We start from the raw sequence: 16397 nt of genomic DNA on the forward strand, positions 1-16397 counted from the left end.
CACCCCCGGTGGCCGAGGTGCCTGCGCCGTGACTCCGCGGTAGACGAAACGCTGATAGGGCTCCCCCGCAGGAGCTCGATGCTCCCGCTGCGGACCGGCCGACACCGCGCGGCCGATCGCCGCCCGCTGCGCCTGACCGCCGGACACCGCCGCGGGGCGGCGACCCGCGCACTCCTCCAGCCCGAGCCGCTCCACCAGCTCGGCCACGCGTTGCTTCCGGGGCCGACGGCCCCACCGCAGCAGCTCCAGCGGGAGCTCGACGTTCTCGGCCAGGGTCAGCTCGGGCACCAGGTCGGCTCGCTGGAAGACGAAGCCCACCGAGCCCAACCGCAACGCCGCGAGCGCCTCCGGCGTGGCGGCCGCGGTGTCGACCCCGAGGAGGCGGACCCGCCCTCGGTCGGGCCGCTCCAGCCCCGCCATGGCATACAACAAGGTGGTCTTGCCCGAGCCCGACGGACCCACCACCGCCACGGACCCGGGAGCAGACAGCTCCACCGAGATCCCGCGCAGCACCGGAGCCTGCCCATAGTCCACCCACAGGTCCTCGACCCCGACCGCCTGATCCATCGCTCTCCCCGCCACGCGACCGCCGCGCGGGTCCGACCCGCGCGGCGGCCTTCTGACAACGTCTGCTGATCCCCCCGCGGGGCTCCAGCCTCAGCCCTGGCGTCGGTAGACGCCCGTGTCGCACACGTCCGGACCCCAGTGGGACTCGCAGGCCTGAACGGTGAGTTCCTCGGCACCGAGAACGTGTCCTGAGCATCCCCTCAGGATCGTGCACCACCACGGTCGTGGCTGTGCCCATGGCAGGATTGTGCCCCCCAACTCAGCCACGTCACTCGAAAATTCTACGTAATCCGTTGCACGGCAGCGCAGATCGTCCTCAGTCGAGGTCGCGGCCGGCGAGCTCGGGCAGACCCAGCGCCGAGACCGCGGCCACCAGGAAGGCCACCGCGAACACCGCGAACACCAGCCCGGTGCCGCCCGCCGCCTGGAGCGGGGGCACGGCCAGCGGCGCGAGGATCGACGCGATCCGGCCGAAGCCCGCCGCCGCACCCGACCCGGTACCGCGCATCACCGTGGGATACACCTCGGGGGTCACGGCATACAGCGCACCCCAGGCGCCGAGGTTGGAGAAGGACAGCGCGCACCCCGCCGCGATGATCGTCGGCACCGAGTGCGCCAGGCCGAAGGCCCCCGCGGCGCAGGCCGACCCGGCCAGGAAGGTGGTCAGCGTCACCCGCCGCCCCCACCGCTCGATCAGCCACGCGGAGACGGCATAGCCCGGGAGCTGGGCGAGGGTGATCCACAGCGTGTACTCGAAGGACTTGACCATGCCGAAGCCCTGCGCGACCAGCAGCGAGGGCAGCCAGATGAACGCGCCGTAGTAGGAGAAGTTCACGCAGAACCACACCGCCCACAGGGCGGCCGTGCGCAGGCGGTAGGCCGCGGTCCACAGCCCGAGCGCCTCGTCGCGCACCGGCACCCGTGCAGGGGTGGCGGCATCGGGGGCGTGGTCCGGGGCCGCGATCCCCGCCGGCTCCTCGAAGGCGCGCACCGCCCGCTCGGCCTCGGCATACCGCCCCGTGGACTCCAGGAAGCGCACCGACTCCGGCAGGGTCGCCCGCACCACGAGGGCATAGAACGCCGGCACGATGCCGACGGCCATGGCCCACCGCCAGCCGTCCGGGTGCCCGGGGATGACGAAGTAGCCGACGAGCGCGGCGAGGATCCACCCCAGCGCCCAGAAGGACTCGAGCCCGACGACGACCCGGCCACGGATGTGCGCCGGGGAGTACTCCGAGATCAGGGTGGACGCGACGGGCAGCTCGGCCCCCAGGCCCAGCCCGACGAGGAACCGCAGCGCCATCAGCACGGCCACGCCACCCGCGAGCGCCGAGGCGCCCGTGGCCAGGCCGTAGACCAGCAGCGTCAGCGCGAAGACCTGCCGGCGCCCGATCCGGTCGGCGAGCAGACCGCCGAGGGTGGCGCCGACGGCCATGCCCAGCGAGCCGATCGAGGCGACCCAGGAGACCTCGGTGGGGCTCAGGTGCCACTGCTTGGCGAGGGCCGCCAGGACGAAGGAGATGAGCCCGACGTCCATGGCGTCCAGGGCCCAGCCGACGCCGGAGCCGACGAGCAGCCGCCGGTGCCGGCTGGTGAAGGGCAGCCGGTCGAGCCGCTCGGTGCGGGTGAGGTGCCGCCCGGCGGCGGCCTCGTCGGAGGCGCCGGACGAGGTGGCGGTGGCGGGCATCGAGGCTCCTGGCGGACGAGGCGGGGGTATGGCGGGGGGGTGCGCGGCGGCCGGGAGTGCGGCGGCCAAGGCCCGTCTCCTCCGGAGCGGTATGCCGAAGGGGCGAGCCTTGTGCTCACTATAAGCACAAGGCTCGCCCCTTCGGACGGACGAGGTCAGACGGCCTCGAGCTCGGGATAGACCGGGTGCCACATGCGCTGGTAAACCGCCTGCACCGGGTTGCCGATCTCCACGGTCGCCAGACCCTCGCCCTGCGCGGCCTTGACGACGGCCAGGGCCACCGTGGCCGAGACGTAGCGCAGCTGGGTGATCGACGGCAGCAGCGGCTCCTCCGGGCGGGTGATGCCGCTGATGCCGGCGATCGCCTCCGCGGCGGCGGCGATCATGCCGTCGCTGACCCGCGTGGCACGGCAGACGGACACGCCCAGCCCCAGCCCCGGGAAGACCAGGGCGTTGTTGGCCTGGGCCACGTGGTAGGTCCGGTTCTGGTAGACCACCGGGGCGAACGGCGACCCGGTCGCGATGGCGGCCTTGCCCCCGGTCCACTCGACAATCTGCGCGGGCGTGGCCTCCGCCAGGCTCGTGGGGTTGGACAGCGGCATCACGATCGGGTGCGAGGTGTGCGCCGCCATGTCCCGGACGATCGCCTCGGTGAACGCCCCCGGCTGCCCGGACGTGCCGATGAGGATCGTCGGGTGGACCCCGCGCACCACGTCGGCCAGGCCGATCCTGCCGGGCGTGGTCAGGCGCCAGCCCGTGACGTCCTGGTCGCTGCGGGCGTAGGGGCGCTGGAAGTCCCGGACCCGGTCCCCCAGGGCCGTGGTGATGAGCCCGCGCGACCCGAGGCACCAGAACCGCTGGTTGGCCGCCTCCGGCGACAACCCCTCGCGGATCATCATGTCGCGCATCAGGTCGGCGATGCCGACCCCCGCGGTGCCCGCACCGTGGACGACAATCCGCTGGTCGCTCATCCGCTCGCCGAGGGCCTTGACGCCCGCGAGCGCCGCCGCGGCCACCACGGCCGCGGTGCCCTGGACGTCGTCGTTGAAGGTGCAGATCTCGCCGCGGTAGCGCTCCAGGATGCGGTGCGCGTTGCTCGCCCCGAAGTCCTCCCAGTGCAGCATGGCGTGCGGGTAGAGCCGGGTCGTGACCTCGACGAACTTCTCGATGAAGGCGTCGTAGCGCTCGCCGCGGACGCGGGCGTGCCGGACGCCGAGGTAGAGGTCGTCGTTGAGCAGCTCGAGGTTGTCGGTGCCCACGTCGAGGACGACGGGGATGGCGCGGCGGGGGTGGATGCCGGCGGCGGCGGTGTAGACCGACAGCTTGCCGACGGCGATCTGCACGCCGCCGACGCCCTGGTCGCCGATGCCGAGGATGCCCTCGGAGTCGGTGGCGACGACGAGGTCGACGTCCTCCGGGTCGAGCCCGTAGTTGAGGAAGGCGTTCTCGATGCCCTCGGGGTCGTCGATCGACAGGAAGACGCCGCGGGGCCGGTTGTACCAGTGCGAGTAACGCTGGATCGCCTCGCCGATCGTCGGGGTGTAGACGATCGGGAGCATCTCCTCCAGGTGCTCGGCGAGCAGGCGGTAGAACAGCACCTCGTTGCGGTCGCGCATCGCCGAGAGGTAGACGTTCTTGCTCAGCGCGTCCTTCTGCTGCGAGTACTGCTGGTAGACGCGGGTGACCTGGCTCTCGAGCGGCGTGACGCCGCTGGGCATCAAGCCGTTGAGGTGCAGGGCGTCCCGCTCGGCCTTGGTGAACGCGGTGCCGCGGTTGGTCAGGGGGTGGGACAGGACGTCGTTGCCGCGGACCCGGACGCGCAGACGCGTGCCGTCAGGGCCGGACTCGAACTCGAAGGGTCGGCTCGCCATGACCCCACACTAGGGCCCCCGCACGAGGGCTCATCGGCGGGGTTGGCCGGATGTCGCCACCCCCGCCTCGCGGGGGTCGAGGGGCCGGCGCAGCTGCCTGACCAGGCGCTCGGGAGCCGCGATCATGGCGGGGCCGTACCACGTCAGCGCCCGGCCGTCGACGAGCGCGCACCGCGCCCGCGGGAAGGCGTCCGGCCCGTCCTGCGCCGTGAACCGGTAGGGCTCGTCGGGCAGCACGACGAGGTCGACCGGCGGCAGGTCGGGCAGGACCACGGTGGGATAGCGGGAGGTATGCGTGCCCAGCACGTTGTCCACCCCCAGGCGCCGCAGCACGTCACCGGCATACGTCTGGGAGCCCACGGCCATCCACGGCCGGCGCCAGATCGGCACGACCGCCCGCAGCCGCTGCCCCGACCGGACGGCCGGGGGCGCCGCCCAGGCCCGGCGGGCGTCCTCGAGCCAGGTGACCCGGCCGACATCGAGCGCGTCGACGAGCCGCCCGATCGAGCGCAGCGCGTCGGCCACCGAGCGCACCTGCGTGGTCCAGACCGGCAGTCCGGCGGCGCGCAGGGCCGCCAGGTCCTCGGGGCGGTTCTCCTCGTCCTCGGCGATCACGAGATCCGGCCCGAGGGAGACGATCTCGCCGACGCGCGGGTTCTTGGTGCCACCAATCCGGGTGACCTGGGCCGAGCCGACGTGGCTGCACCAGTCCGTGGCGGCGACCAGGGTCTCGGGAGCGCTCCAGGCCACCGCCTCGGTCAGGGAGGGCACCAGGCAGACCACCCGCCGCGGCGCGCGGGGCAGGGCCACGACGTGGCCGAGGTCGTCCAGGAAGTGGGTCACCCCACGATCTAACCCATCTGCGGGCCCGGACGCGAGGTCAGACGGGCGGCCCTGGCCCCGGCGCAGCGTTGCGACGCACCTGCGCCAGCGGTATGTCGCGCTCCGCGGCCAGCCGCTCCCACTCGCCTGCGGGGCGGGTCGCGAGGACGCGCGCCAGCCCCTCGTGGTCGTCCGCCCCGAAGAGCTCCCGGGCGCGCTCCCAGAAGTGCGGCTCCAGCGCGGCCAGCGCCACGTGCCCGTCGGCGGCGGCGTAGACCGCGTAGCCGGGCAGCCCGCCGCCGAGGAGGGCGCCGGGCGCGGTGAGCCCGTGCCGGGCGGGCACGCCCAGCTCGCCGGCGCAGTCCGCGAGCGCCACCTCCCGGCGGGTCCCCCGCCCGGTGCGGTCCCGCAGCAGCAGGGCCGCCAGGGCCTCCGAGACCGCCCGCTCGGCCCCCGCGAGGTCGGCCGCCAGCACCGCGGGCATCGCCGGCGGGGCGAGCGTGCCCGCCACCGCCTGATAGGTCAGGTCGTGGCCCGCCAGGTCGTCGTCCGGTGCGGGGTGCCCGACGATCGCCCCGTGGGAGAGCCGGGGCCACCGCTGCTGCAGCGCCGTCCAGCCCAGTCCCAGCCGCTCCAGCGAGGAGGTGCGGTGCGCCGTGACCAGCAGGTCGGCGTCGTCGAGGAGGGCGGCCAGGTCCACGGCGCCGGTCGCGCTCCTGAGGTCCAGGACCTGCACCTGCTGGCCGGCGCGCAGCTCGGCATACCACCCGGGCGCATAGCCGAGCAGCGGATCGCCCTGGGGCGGCTCGACCTTGACCACGTCCGCGCCCAGCCGCAGCAGGCGGGCAGCGGCCACCGGCCCGGGGACGTTGACGGCGAGGGTCACGACGCGCCCCCCACGAGCGGCTTCTCGGGCGACATCCAGGCTCCTCTGGGACGGGTCTCGATCCAAGCGGACGGACGGGATTCCTGCAGGTCGGCAACCGCGCCAGACCTTGACTCCCCTGTCACCCGAATGGATGATAGCCAGCCGGATCACCTCAGGCGACCCCCTCCGACCGTCGCCGCTCACCCCGAAGGAGCATCGTGAGCCGCACCGCCACGCGCCCTGCCCTCGCCGTCGCCCTCTCCGCCCTCACCATCACCGGCCTCGTCGGCTCCGCCGCCGCGACGGGAAACCCCTCTCCGCTCGGCGCGCACCAGGCCGCCACGACGCCGTCCGCGGCCCCCGGCGGCATCGACCGCTCCCCCGTGTGGATCGTCTCCGGCGCGCAGGAGTACGCCCGCGACTTCGCCGGCGTCGCGCCCAAGGTGGGCACCGCCACCGACAAGGCCGGCACCCCCGTCGTCATCTCCACCCTGCCCGCCGACCGGCTCGCCGAGATGCACAACCCGCAGCCGGGCTTCCGCTGCGCCGGGTTCCGCGCCTTCGCCTCCCGGGCCGAGGCCGAGGCCTTCGTCGCCTCCGACCTGACCCGCCAGACCGTGGACCAGGCCTTCGCGGCGTACACGATCGACAACCAGGCCACCGTCAACCCCTGGCTCGGGCAGGTCGACCACACCCGCATCAAGGACACGATCACCCACCTGTCGACGGCCTACCCCAACCGCTACTACTCGAGCACCTACGGCAAGAAGGCCGCGGAGTGGATCAAGGACACCTGGTCCGGCCTGGCCGCCGGGCGCAGCGACGTCACCACCGAGCTGTTCACCGACTGCCCCGACTGCTCCACCCAGCCGTCGGTCCTGATGACGGTCAAGGGCACCGAGCAGCCTGACGAGATCGTCGTCATCGGCGGTCACATCGACTCCATCTCCAAGACCGGCTCCGGCGACGCCATGAAGGCCCCCGGCGCCGACGACAACGCCTCCGGCACCGCCACCGTCACCGAGATCGCCCGCGTCGCCCTCGCCAGCGGCTGGCGGCCCAAGCGCACCGTCGTGTTCGCGGGCTACGCCGCCGAGGAGGTCGGCCTGCGCGGCTCTGCCGCGGTCGCCAAGTCCTTCAAGACCGGCGGCAAGAACGTCGTGGGCGTCCTGCAGCTCGACATGACGAACTACCGCCCGGCAAAGGGCCCCGACATGGCCTTCCTGACGGACAACGTCAACGTCCCGCTGACCGACTTCAGCAAGAGCCTGTTCGACACCTACCTCAAGCCCGCCGGACTCACCCGCGGGGAGCTGACCTGCGGCTACGCCTGCTCCGACCATGCCTCCTGGACGAGCCAGGGATACCCCTCGACGATGGCCGCCGAGGCGCAGATCTTCCCCAAGCTGCACACCACCGGCGACACGCTGGAGTCGCTCGGTGGCTCGGCCCAGGTCTCGGAGAAGTACGCCAAGTTCGGGCTCGCCTTCCTGGGCGAGCTGGCCAAGACGTCGGGTGCGGCCCCCACACCCGCCCCGACCGGCGCGCCGACGAGCAGCCCCGCTCCGACGCCGACCGCCACCGCCACGCCGACCAGCACCCCCACCGCCACGCCGACCGCCACCGCCACCCCGACGGCCACCACGGCGCCCACGCCCACCAGCGCCCCCACCGCCACGCCGACCAGCACCCCCGCCCCCGGGGGTCTGCAGAACGACGTCCCCCTCACGGGTCTGTCCGGGGCTCGCGGCTCGTGGACGCCCTTCACCGTCGAGGTGCCGTCGGGTGCGAGCACCCTCACCATCACAGCCACCGGCGGACGAGGTGTCGTGGACCTCTTCGTCAAGCACGGCTCGGCCCCCACGACCACGAGCCACGACTGCCACCCGGTCCTCAACGGCCTGTCCTCCACCTGCCGCTTCCGGGCGCCCAAGGCCGGGACCTACCACATCGCCCTGCGCGGCTACTCCCCCTACACGGGTGCGACCCTCAAGGCCACCTGGCGCTGAGCCCGCCTCGCCGGGCGGCCTGCCCGCCCGGCGCAGCACCCGACGTGAGCCCCCGAGCCCCAGGCCCGGGGGCTCACGCGCGCCCGCCTGCGGGCGGCGGGCCCCAGGGGAGGGTCCGAGCGGAGCGGACGCCCGGCCACGGCGAGCCTGGCTCCGACGAGACACGGACCTGACGGGACAGGAGCGGACAGGCTCCGGCACGACGAAGGCCCCGGTCGTGACGACCGGGGCCTTCGTGCTGGCTGGTGGCGGGTGAAGGATTCGAACCTTCGTAGCTTTCGCGACGGATTTACAGTCCGCTCCCATTGGCCGCTCGGGCAACCCGCCAGGTGCGTCGGCAAGCATAGCAAGCACGAGCAGGTATGCCGAATCCGCTGCCGGGGGCAAGTTCCCGGCCCGGTCCGCGCCCCGCAAGGCCGACGAACCCGCCGCCGCGGGACCGTCATACGGCCGGATCTTTGCCAGACTGGCCTGCAACCCACCGATCCCGATCCGAGGAGGAGCCATGGCGGACAGCTCGTTCGACATCGTCAGCAAGGTCGACAAGCAGGAGGTCGACAACGCCCTCAACCAGGCGGCCAAGGAGGTCGCGCAGCGCTACGACTTCAAGGGCGTGGGCGCCTCCATCGAGTGGAGCGGCGACAACGTCCTGATCAAGGCCAACACCCCCGAGCGGTGCGCGGCGGTCCTCGACGTCTTCGAGACCAAGCTGGTGCGCCGCGGCGTGTCCCTCAAGTCCTTCGACTTCGGCGAGGACAAGGAGGCCAAGCCGTCGGGCAAGGAGTACCGCCTCGAGGGCGCCATGCGTGACGGCATCACCCAGGACAACGCCAAGAAGATCTCCAAGCTGATCCGCGACGAGGGCCCCAAGTCCGTCAAGGCGCAGATCCAGGGCGACGAGCTGCGGGTCATCTCCAAGTCCCGCGACGACCTGCAGGCCGTGCAGCGGCTGGTCAAGGAGGCGGACCTGGACTTCGCGGTCCAGTTCACGAACTACCGCTGATCCGAGACGGTATGCCGACGGCGTCCGCGCACCTCACGGGGTGTGCGGGCGCCGTCGCACGTGGGGTGTCCGGGGCCGCCGGTCCGCGGGTGGTCCGCCGGCCGTTCGGGCGGGACGAGGGGCTAGCCGGCGAACACGCAGAACTCATGGCCCTCGGGGCTCGCGAGCACCCACCAGGGCTGCTCCTCGTCGCCGGCCCGCAGCACGGTCGCGCCGTCGCGCACGAGCTCCGCGGCGGCCTCGGCGGGCGACGTGCCGGGTCGGGTCGTCAGGTCCCAGTGCACGCGGTCCTTGCCGACCTTGGGCTCGGGGACGGGCACGAAGACCACCGACTCGAAGGGCAGCCCCGGCGGGCAGAGCCACCACCAGGGGTGCTCCGGGTCGTGCCCGGGCTCGCCGCCGAGATGACGGGACCACCAACGGACCTCGGCCTCGGGGTCGGCGCAGTCGACGACGAGCTCGTAGACGCGATAGCCGTCGGCCCGCTCGTCGGTGCGGCCGAACGCGCACAGCTCACCGCCCTCGGGGTCGCGCAGCACCGTCCAGCCGCGGTCCACGACCGGGGTCGCGCCCGCGCGCACGAGGTCGGCGACGTCCCGGGTGTGCACGTCCAGGTGGACGCGGTTCTTGGCCGACCGGGGCTCGGGGACCGGCTCCAGCCAGATCCGACGGGCCGGGTCCCGCTCCTCCGCGGGCGCGTCGTCACGCAGCACCACCTGCCCGTCCTGCTCCTGCGCCACGAGACCCGTGGCGCAGGACCAGAACTCGCCCATCGTGGCGGGATCGCAGGCGTCCATGACGAGGCACTGGTACCGCAGCAAGGGGTCGCTCATGGGGCCAGCATGACGCAGGCGCGTCCCGCCCTGCTCGGTGGGAGCCGGGCGGGACGCGCCGGACCGCGGATCAGCCCGGGAAGGCCTGCCGCGAGGCGAGCACCTGACGCAGGATCGTCTCCTGGTCGACCATGCCGCGGCGCACGGCCGCGGTGAGGTCGGCCTCGCGCAGGGTGCGCTCGGAGGCGTCCAGCGTCCCCAGGTCGGCCACGTGGACCGGGTAGGCGAGCTTGGCGACCCGGGCCATCGCGTCGTCACCGACCCAGGCGCACATGGCCGGTATGTCGGTGAAGTAACGCCCGACGTACTCCTGCAGCAGGGCACTGTCCCCCGTGGTCCAGAAGCGACCCGCCAGGGCGTTCATCTCGTGGTTGGAGCGACCACGCTGCTCGGTGAGCTCGGCCCAGGCCCAGGCCTTGTCCTGGGCGAGCGGGCGGGCGGCGCGGGCGGCCAGCCAGGCGAGCGTGCCCGTGACCGTGCGGTCCTGCTCGCGGGCCTGGTCCAGCTCGGCCACGGAGAGGCGGTCGTCGGCGGCGAGGGTGGTCGTGACGAGCCACCGGAAGTCGGCGTCTCCCGCCAGACCCTCGGGCAGGTCCCGACCGGCATACCACCCACGGAGCAGCTGCTCGTCCCGGGAGCTGCGCGCCACCACCCGGGCCGCCGCGAGCGCCCGCGTGGAGCCGGGATCGGCCGCCGCGAGCGCCTCGGACGCGGCCGACGCGACCCGCTCGCGGGCCCCGTCGCGCTCCTCGGCAGGCAGGTAGACCCCGATCACGGTGCCGGTCATCCAGCCGCCCACGGCGGACAGCACCGAGTCGTCGGTCTCGCGCGGCCAGGCGGCGCAGAAGACGTCGACGGCCAGCCGCGGGTCGACGGTGGCGAGGGCGACCCCGTCGACGAGGGCGTTCCAGACCACCACGCGGGCCGCGAGGTCGCCCAGCTGGGGGAGCTGCTCGGGCAGACGACGCAGCGACTCGGCGTCGAGGGCGACGTTGGCCCAGGTCAGGTCGGCGGCGTTGGGCACGACCAGGGCCGGCCGGGGACGGTCGAGCAGCTCGGGGACGACCTGGCGGTCCTGGTCGAGGGTCGCGCGGGCGCGCACCACCTCGACGCCGTCGGTCCAGCCCGCGACGTCCAAGGCGTGCGAGCGGTCGGCGGGGTGGTCCTCGGGGGTGGTGCGCACCAGCTCGGCGCGGACCACGATGTCGGACTCCTCGGCGTGGTCCAGGTCGACCCGGACCTGGTCCAGGCCGGCCGTGCGCAGCCAGGCCGTGGTCCAGTCCTCCAGGGAGGACCCGTGGGCGCGCTCCATCGCGGCGAAGAAGTCGTGCATCTCGGCGTTGCCGTGCGCGTGCCGCGAGAGGTAGTCACGCACGCCGGCGACGAAGGCCTCGTCGCCGATGTAGGCGATCAGCTGGCGCAGCGCGGCCGAGCCCTTGGCATAGGAGATGCCGTCGAAGTTCTGCAGGGCGGCCAGCGCGTCCTGCGACCCGTTGCCCGCCACCGGGTGCGTCGACGGCGAGCGCTCCGCGGCGTAGCCCCAGGCCTTGCGCACGATGCCCTGGTCGGCCCAGGCGTCGGGGTACAGCCCGGTCTCCACGACGCAGCGGGAGGCCATGTACTCCGCGAAGGACTCGTTGAGCCACAGGTCGTCCCACCAGGCCAGCGTCACCAGGTCGCCGAACCACATGTGCGCCATCTCGTGGCTGACGGTGTTGTCCCGGCCGAGGAGCTCGGCGTGGGTGACCGCGGAGCGGAAGAGGTACTCGTCGCGCAGGACCACGCAGCCCGGGTTCTCCATCGCGCCGGCGTTGAACTCCGGCACCCACACCTGGTCGTACTTGCCGAAGGGATAACGGATCCCGAAGAGCTCGTGGAAGTAGTCGAAGCTGCGCCGGGTGACCTCGAGGATCTGCGGCGCGTTGGTCTCGAGCTGGTCCTGGATGGAGCGGCGGGCATAGAGCCCCAGCGGGATCCCGTCGTGCTCGTCGGTCACCGAGACGTAGGGGCCGGCGCAGATCGACACGAAGTAGGTCGCGATCGGCCGGGTCTCGGCCAGGTGCCAGACGTCGCCCTCGCGGGTGGCCGCGCCGTTGCCGATCACCACCCAGTCGCTCGGCGCGGTCACGTGGAAGGTGTAGGGCCCCTTGAGGTCCGGCTGGTCGAAGCAGGCGAAGACCCGCGGCGCCGCGTCCATGAACGAGTGGCCGTAGACATAGTGCTCGCCGTCGGCCGGGTCGACCGCCCGGTGCAGACCGGACCCGTCCTTGCTGAAGCTCATCGTCGAACGCACCACGAGCTCGTTGTGCTCGGCCAGCGGGGGCAGCTGCAGCCGCCCGTCCGCGAAGGCATCGGCGGCGAGGGGCGTGCCGTTGAGCACCGCCTCGTGCAGCTCGGTGGCCTTGAGGTCGACGAAGACCTCGGCCCCCGGCGTCGCGTCGAAGGTCAGGGCCGTCCGGCTGGCGAAGGTCTCCTCCCCCTGGGCCAGGTCCAGCTCGACGGTATGGCGGGGGTTACTCACGGCGGCCGCGCGATGGCGCGCCTCGGTGCGGGTCAGGCTCGTCATGGCCCCACGGTGCCACATGCCGCGCACCACGGCCGTGCCGGGGTGACCGGGCGTTCAGCCGACGGGATCGGCCGGCACCAGGTGGCTGTCGGTCTGCCGGCCCGTCAGCTGGTGCCGCACCGACAGGTCCGCCTCCGCCAGCGCCTCCCACAGGCCGGACTCGGTGTGGTGGTCGGTGTGGGCGATGCCGACGACGACCCTCACGTCGGGGGCGTTGTCCTCCAGGTCGGCGTCGAGCCGGCGTCGCAGCAGCGCCAGCCGATCGGCGGTCGGGATCACCATCGCCAGGTCCCGGGTGCTCACCCGGCCCACCAGGCCACGGCCGCGCGCCAGCTCGTGCAGGCTCGTCGCCACGAGGACCAGGTCGTTCTCCAGGGACAGGGTCGGCCCCTCGCCCCGCGGCAGCACGCGGGCCAGGAGCACGCCGCTGCGGTTGGACGGCGGCAGCTCGAGGTAGTCGCGGGACAGACCTTCGCGGGTGAGGACGCCGGTCGTCGGATCGGTCTGGGACAGGGCGTGCAGGGTGGCCAGGGCCGCGCCGCTCTCCAGCCGGATGTGCACGGCGAGCACCGCCGCCGCCCCGGCGAACACGACGGTGGCCAGCGCCAGGGCCAGACCGTCCCGCGCGGGCTCGGGGCCCATCAGCGCGGCGGCAGCCGTCTGCAGCGGGAGCAGCACCGCCATCGTCCTGGTGAACTTGGGCGACAGCAGCGTGCCGGCCATCAGCACGGGGAAGGTCACGAGCTGCATGGCCATCGCGCGGACGTCCGTGGACCCCGACCCGGCGACGACCCCCACGCTCGTGGGCACGAGGAGCAGCACCAGGGCCTGCGCCACCCGCACGTCCGGGTGCGGGTGCTGGGCGAGCCACACCCCGCCACCCGCCAGCACCAGGCAGGCCGCGGCCGCCATCGCGCTGTGCTGCAGGTCCCAGGGGGCCACGCGCGGCAGCGCGCTCAGCAGGAGGCCGGACGCGGCCAGCCACCAGCCGAGGACCCGCCACTCCGCCGGCGACCACGGCAGCCGCCCGTGCTCGACGGGCGGGGGCGGCGTCGTCACCGGGGCGGGCACCCCGATCGGCTGGTAGCCCTCCGGGTCGAAGGTCTCGGTCGCCGTGGCGTCGACGGACACCTGCGCCCGGGTCACCATCTGACGGGCCCGCTCCACCATCGGGACGAGCTGTCCGGAGACCAGGAGATCCAGCGGGACCCCGGCGACCACGCCGGCGCTCGCGGTGACCGGACGCTGCGGGCTCGCCATGCGCACCGCCCGGAGCAGGCTCGGCACGAGCAGCTCCGGCTCCACGTCGCTGACCACGACGAACTCGTGGTCCACGAAGCGGCTCACCAGGTGGCTGCGGTGGTGCGCCTTGCCCAGCCCGGCACCCACGCGGGCCAGCACCTGGTCCGAGACCGCGCCGCCCCACGCCGCCACCGCCTCCTCGAAGCCGTCGAGGGTGATCGAGATGACCGCCACGGACTGCTGCGCGTCCGGCTCCAGGCTCCACTCGCGCAGCTCGTGCTCGAGCCCGCGGCGGTTGAGCACCTCGGTGACCGGGTCGAGGCGGGTCGTCTGCAGCACCGCCCGCTCCCGCCGCCGGATGCGCCCGAGGCCCACCGACGCCGCCGTCGCCGGCAGCAGGTTGGCCACGACCGCGCACGACACCAGGCCCAGGGAGGACGCGAGCGGACGCTCGACGGGTCCCATCAGCAGGACCGACAGGACCGTGACGAGGCACCAGACGACGACGGCGCGACGCGGCTGGCACAGGTAGCCCGCCAGCATCCCGACCATCCCCACCAGCCAGAACCACGCCACCCCCGGACGGGGAGCCACCAGGAAGATCGAGAAGAGCGCCGTGGCCAGGGTCGCGCAGACCGCCACCGCCGGGGACCACCAGGTCTCCACCCAGCCGGGCGAGCGCAGCGTCAGGCCCACCTGCAGGAGGTAGAACAGCGCCACCAGGACGAAGCCGAGCATCCCGTCGGAGGTCACCCCGCCGGACGAGGCCAGGTCGAAGGCACCCACGACGATCGCGCCGAGAGGCGCCACGCAGAGCATGTAGCGCGCCTCCGGGACCTGCTGCCGACGGGGCTGCGCCTGCGCCCTCGTCCAGGCCGTCGCGCTCATCGATGTCCTCGGGGTGGGATCCGGGCCGGTGCGGATCCCGCCCGACGTCGGACCAGGGTAGCCGGGCCGGTCCGGACGCCGCAGCCCGGCGGGGTCCACGCCCTCGGTCGTCGCGTCCTGGCGGTGACGGGTCGTCAGGCGCGGCGGTATGCCGACGCGGGCGGGACCGGGGGACGAGCCTGCGCCGGCCCCCGGTGGCTCAGGAGCCCGTGCGCCGCAGCACCACCAGCCCGGCCTCGGACCGGAACTGCGCGGGTCGGAAGTACTCCAGTCCCGAGACCACCTCGTGGGTGTCCCGCAGCGCCGCCAGGATCGGGTCGCGGTGCATCATCGCCTCGATCCCGTCGCCCTGGATGGCATCCGTGGACACCAGGACGACGTCCGGGGTGCGGCCCGTCCGGCGCATCCAGTCCACGGTGTACCTCCCCTCGCCGCCGAAGTCCTCGAGCCAGATGATGTTGGTGTTCGCGCGGGCGCCCGTCGTCAGGAAGGCTCCGGTGACGGCGCCATACACCATGAGCGTCTCGCCGGGTCGGACCCAGCGGTCGGTCGTGCGCTGCACGAGCTGCAGGTGCCACAGCTCCCGGCCGCCGGAGTAGAGGCCGGAGTAGGCGCCGGAGGGGGCAGGGGTCAGCGCCTGCCACGGGGGGCCGGAGTAGAAGTTGGTCGCGAGCTGGGTCAGCGCCAGGGTGACCGTGGAGACGAGCACGAAGGCCCGCAACGGCCGGGTCTCCACCCGCCCGCGGATGCCTTGGACGACCCGGGCGGCCCCCACGGTCGTCGCGATGGCGAGCGCGACCGAGGCGGGCGGGAACTCGCCGTACCACGGGCCCGCAAAGGTCGTCGCCGCCACCGCCGGGTGGCCCACGACCGCCGTGGGCGTGGCGAGGAGCAGCAGGGTCGTGACCTCCGGGTCGCGCCGGCTGGTCACCCACCACAGGCACACCGGGACCAGCAGGATCGCGGTGTACAGCTGGATGGAGCCGGAGTAGCGCATGACGTTGCTGTTGTGGAGCCACAGCGACAGCAGGCTCGTCAGCCCCAGGACCACGGGCAGGACCACCAGCGCCCACTGGCGCCACCGGGGTGCCAGGCGCGGTATGGCGGCGCTCGCGGCGAGCAGGACCGCGGGCAGGCGCACCGGCGTGGTCAGCTCCTTGAGCCAGGACAGGCTGGTGAAGGTCAGCCGTTCCACCGGGGTCGACCGCGGACGCTGGTAGTCCACGGTGTAGGTGATCGTCTCCTGGATCCGGGGCCAGCCCACGACGCCCAGGAAGTAGCCCGCCACGGGCACGGTGACGAGCAGCGCCGCGCCGAGCAGCCACCAGACCGCCGCCCGGCGACCCGCCCGCCACAGCAGCACGGCGAGGACGACCAGGGACAGGCCGACGGCCGGCAGCAGCGACTGCAGGGACACCGCCCCGAGCGGCGCCAGCAGGCCCACCGGCAGGACCCAGCGACGAGCCTGATCCGGTGGGCCCAGCACCGCCGCCATCCCGCAGCAGCTCAGCACCACCATGGCCAGCGTGGGGACGGTGTTGTACGACAGGCCAACCACGTGGTAGCTCGTGACGATCAGGGAGGCCGAGACCGCCACGAAGGCGATCAGCGGGCGCAGCCGGGTCCGCAGGGCGCGGTAGCACAGGATCCCCACGAGCAGCGCGACGAGCAGGTAGCAGTAGCGGTAGGCCAGCACGATGCCGGTCTGGCCCACCAGGTGGGTCCACACCCAGACGAACGGCGCGCCCGCGGCCGAGCCGACGGCCTGCGCGTTCATCTCGTCGCCGAACAGGCTGTCCCCCTGCGCGATCCGCTGGGCGAGGGCCACCACGTGCGAGCCGTCGTAGAGGTCCGCGCCGGAGCGGACGCGCACGAGGAACCACAGCAGGAGGCCGAGGGCGGCGAGACCGACGCCTCGCTCCTCGCGGGTGGCGCGGGCCCAGGCGGCCCGCGGGCCGGCGATCGACATCGTGGGGGTCCTCCAGGTCGTCCGGCGCAGCTCCCTACACCCTACCGGCGGGGTCGCCGGGCACCGCGCACG

The 16397-nt window shown here is 73.5% G+C and carries 10 protein-coding genes, 1 tRNA gene and 1 pseudogene; 2 read left to right on the forward strand and 10 right to left on the reverse strand.

The genetic code is table 11. The features are described 5' to 3' along the window. Positions 1–102: 102 nt before the first annotated feature. The 5 genes and pseudogenes from MM438_RS12455 to MM438_RS12475 all read right to left on the reverse strand — a co-directional run. Positions 103–567: pseudogene (locus tag MM438_RS12455) on the reverse strand (ABC transporter ATP-binding protein); the annotation flags it as partial. A gap of 316 nt (positions 568–883) precedes the next feature. Continuing rightward, a complete protein-coding gene (locus tag MM438_RS12460) occupies positions 884–2254 on the reverse strand; it encodes an MFS transporter (protein ID WP_241452907.1) in 1371 nt (456 codons plus the stop codon). 155 nt (positions 2255–2409) lie between these two features. Beyond that, positions 2410–4125 (reverse strand): NAD-dependent malic enzyme, encoded by a 1716-nt coding sequence (locus tag MM438_RS12465; RefSeq protein ID WP_241452909.1) that lies wholly within the window; start codon positions 4123–4125, stop codon positions 2410–2412. Between the two features lie 30 nt (positions 4126–4155). Beyond that, on the reverse strand, positions 4156–4968 hold the full coding sequence (locus MM438_RS12470) for a helical backbone metal receptor (RefSeq protein ID WP_241452911.1): 813 nt from the start codon (positions 4966–4968) through the stop codon (positions 4156–4158). A gap of 37 nt (positions 4969–5005) precedes the next feature. Beyond that, positions 5006–5833 (reverse strand): CoA transferase, encoded by an 828-nt coding sequence (locus MM438_RS12475; protein ID WP_241452912.1) that lies wholly within the window; start codon positions 5831–5833, stop codon positions 5006–5008. Between the two features lie 200 nt (positions 5834–6033). Between MM438_RS12475 and MM438_RS16800 the strand changes: the two genes are divergently transcribed. Continuing rightward, on the forward strand, positions 6034–7824 hold the full coding sequence (locus tag MM438_RS16800) for a M20/M25/M40 family metallo-hydrolase (RefSeq protein ID WP_241452913.1): 1791 nt from the start codon (positions 6034–6036) through the stop codon (positions 7822–7824). A 243-nt stretch (positions 7825–8067) separates the two neighbouring features. On the opposite strand, the gene MM438_RS12485 is transcribed toward MM438_RS16800, so the two are convergent. After that, a tRNA-Tyr gene (locus tag MM438_RS12485) sits at positions 8068–8151 on the reverse strand. 178 nt (positions 8152–8329) lie between these two features. On the opposite strand from MM438_RS12485, the gene MM438_RS12490 reads away from it, so the two are divergent. Further along, the gene (locus MM438_RS12490) at positions 8330–8827 is read left to right on the forward strand and encodes a YajQ family cyclic di-GMP-binding protein (RefSeq protein WP_241452914.1); all 498 of its coding nucleotides are present in this window, start codon (positions 8330–8332) and stop codon (positions 8825–8827) included. A gap of 122 nt (positions 8828–8949) precedes the next feature. On the opposite strand, the gene MM438_RS12495 is transcribed toward MM438_RS12490, so the two are convergent. From MM438_RS12495 to MM438_RS12510, 4 genes are all read right to left on the reverse strand, one after another. Then, complete coding sequence (locus tag MM438_RS12495; protein WP_241452915.1) at positions 8950–9660, reverse strand: VOC family protein; 711 nt, start codon at positions 9658–9660, stop codon at positions 8950–8952. 70 nt (positions 9661–9730) lie between these two features. Next, positions 9731–12226, reverse strand: coding sequence for an aminopeptidase N (gene pepN / locus MM438_RS12500; RefSeq protein ID WP_241452916.1), 2496 nt, complete (start codon positions 12224–12226; stop codon positions 9731–9733). A 54-nt stretch (positions 12227–12280) separates the two neighbouring features. Beyond that, complete coding sequence (locus tag MM438_RS12505) at positions 12281–14356, reverse strand: diguanylate cyclase domain-containing protein (protein ID WP_241452917.1); 2076 nt, start codon at positions 14354–14356, stop codon at positions 12281–12283. A gap of 199 nt (positions 14357–14555) precedes the next feature. Beyond that, positions 14556–16325 carry a hypothetical protein gene (locus MM438_RS12510; RefSeq protein ID WP_241452918.1) on the reverse strand — a complete coding sequence of 590 codons (1770 nt, stop codon included), beginning with the start codon at positions 16323–16325 and terminating at the stop codon, positions 14556–14558. Positions 16326–16397 lie beyond the last annotated feature (72 nt).

It is taken from the genome of Arsenicicoccus dermatophilus (genome assembly GCF_022568795.1).
Classification (GTDB): domain Bacteria; phylum Actinomycetota; class Actinomycetes; order Actinomycetales; family Dermatophilaceae; genus Arsenicicoccus; species Arsenicicoccus dermatophilus.

Excerpts from the sequence above, each read along its gene's own strand:
- pepN (WP_241452916.1), bottom strand. The coding sequence starts at position 12,226 with ATGACGAGCCTGACCCGCACCGAGGCGCGCCATCGCGCGGCCGCCGTG.
- MM438_RS12495 (WP_241452915.1), bottom strand. The coding sequence starts at position 9,660 with ATGAGCGACCCCTTGCTGCGGTACCAGTGCCTCGTCATGGACGCCTGC.
- MM438_RS12490 (WP_241452914.1), top strand. The coding sequence starts at position 8,330 with ATGGCGGACAGCTCGTTCGACATCGTCAGCAAGGTCGACAAGCAGGAG.
- MM438_RS12510 (WP_241452918.1), bottom strand. The coding sequence starts at position 16,325 with ATGTCGATCGCCGGCCCGCGGGCCGCCTGGGCCCGCGCCACCCGCGAG.
- MM438_RS12505 (WP_241452917.1), bottom strand. The coding sequence starts at position 14,356 with ATGAGCGCGACGGCCTGGACGAGGGCGCAGGCGCAGCCCCGTCGGCAG.
- MM438_RS12460 (WP_241452907.1), bottom strand. The coding sequence starts at position 2,254 with ATGCCCGCCACCGCCACCTCGTCCGGCGCCTCCGACGAGGCCGCCGCC.
- MM438_RS12465 (WP_241452909.1), bottom strand. The coding sequence starts at position 4,125 with ATGGCGAGCCGACCCTTCGAGTTCGAGTCCGGCCCTGACGGCACGCGT.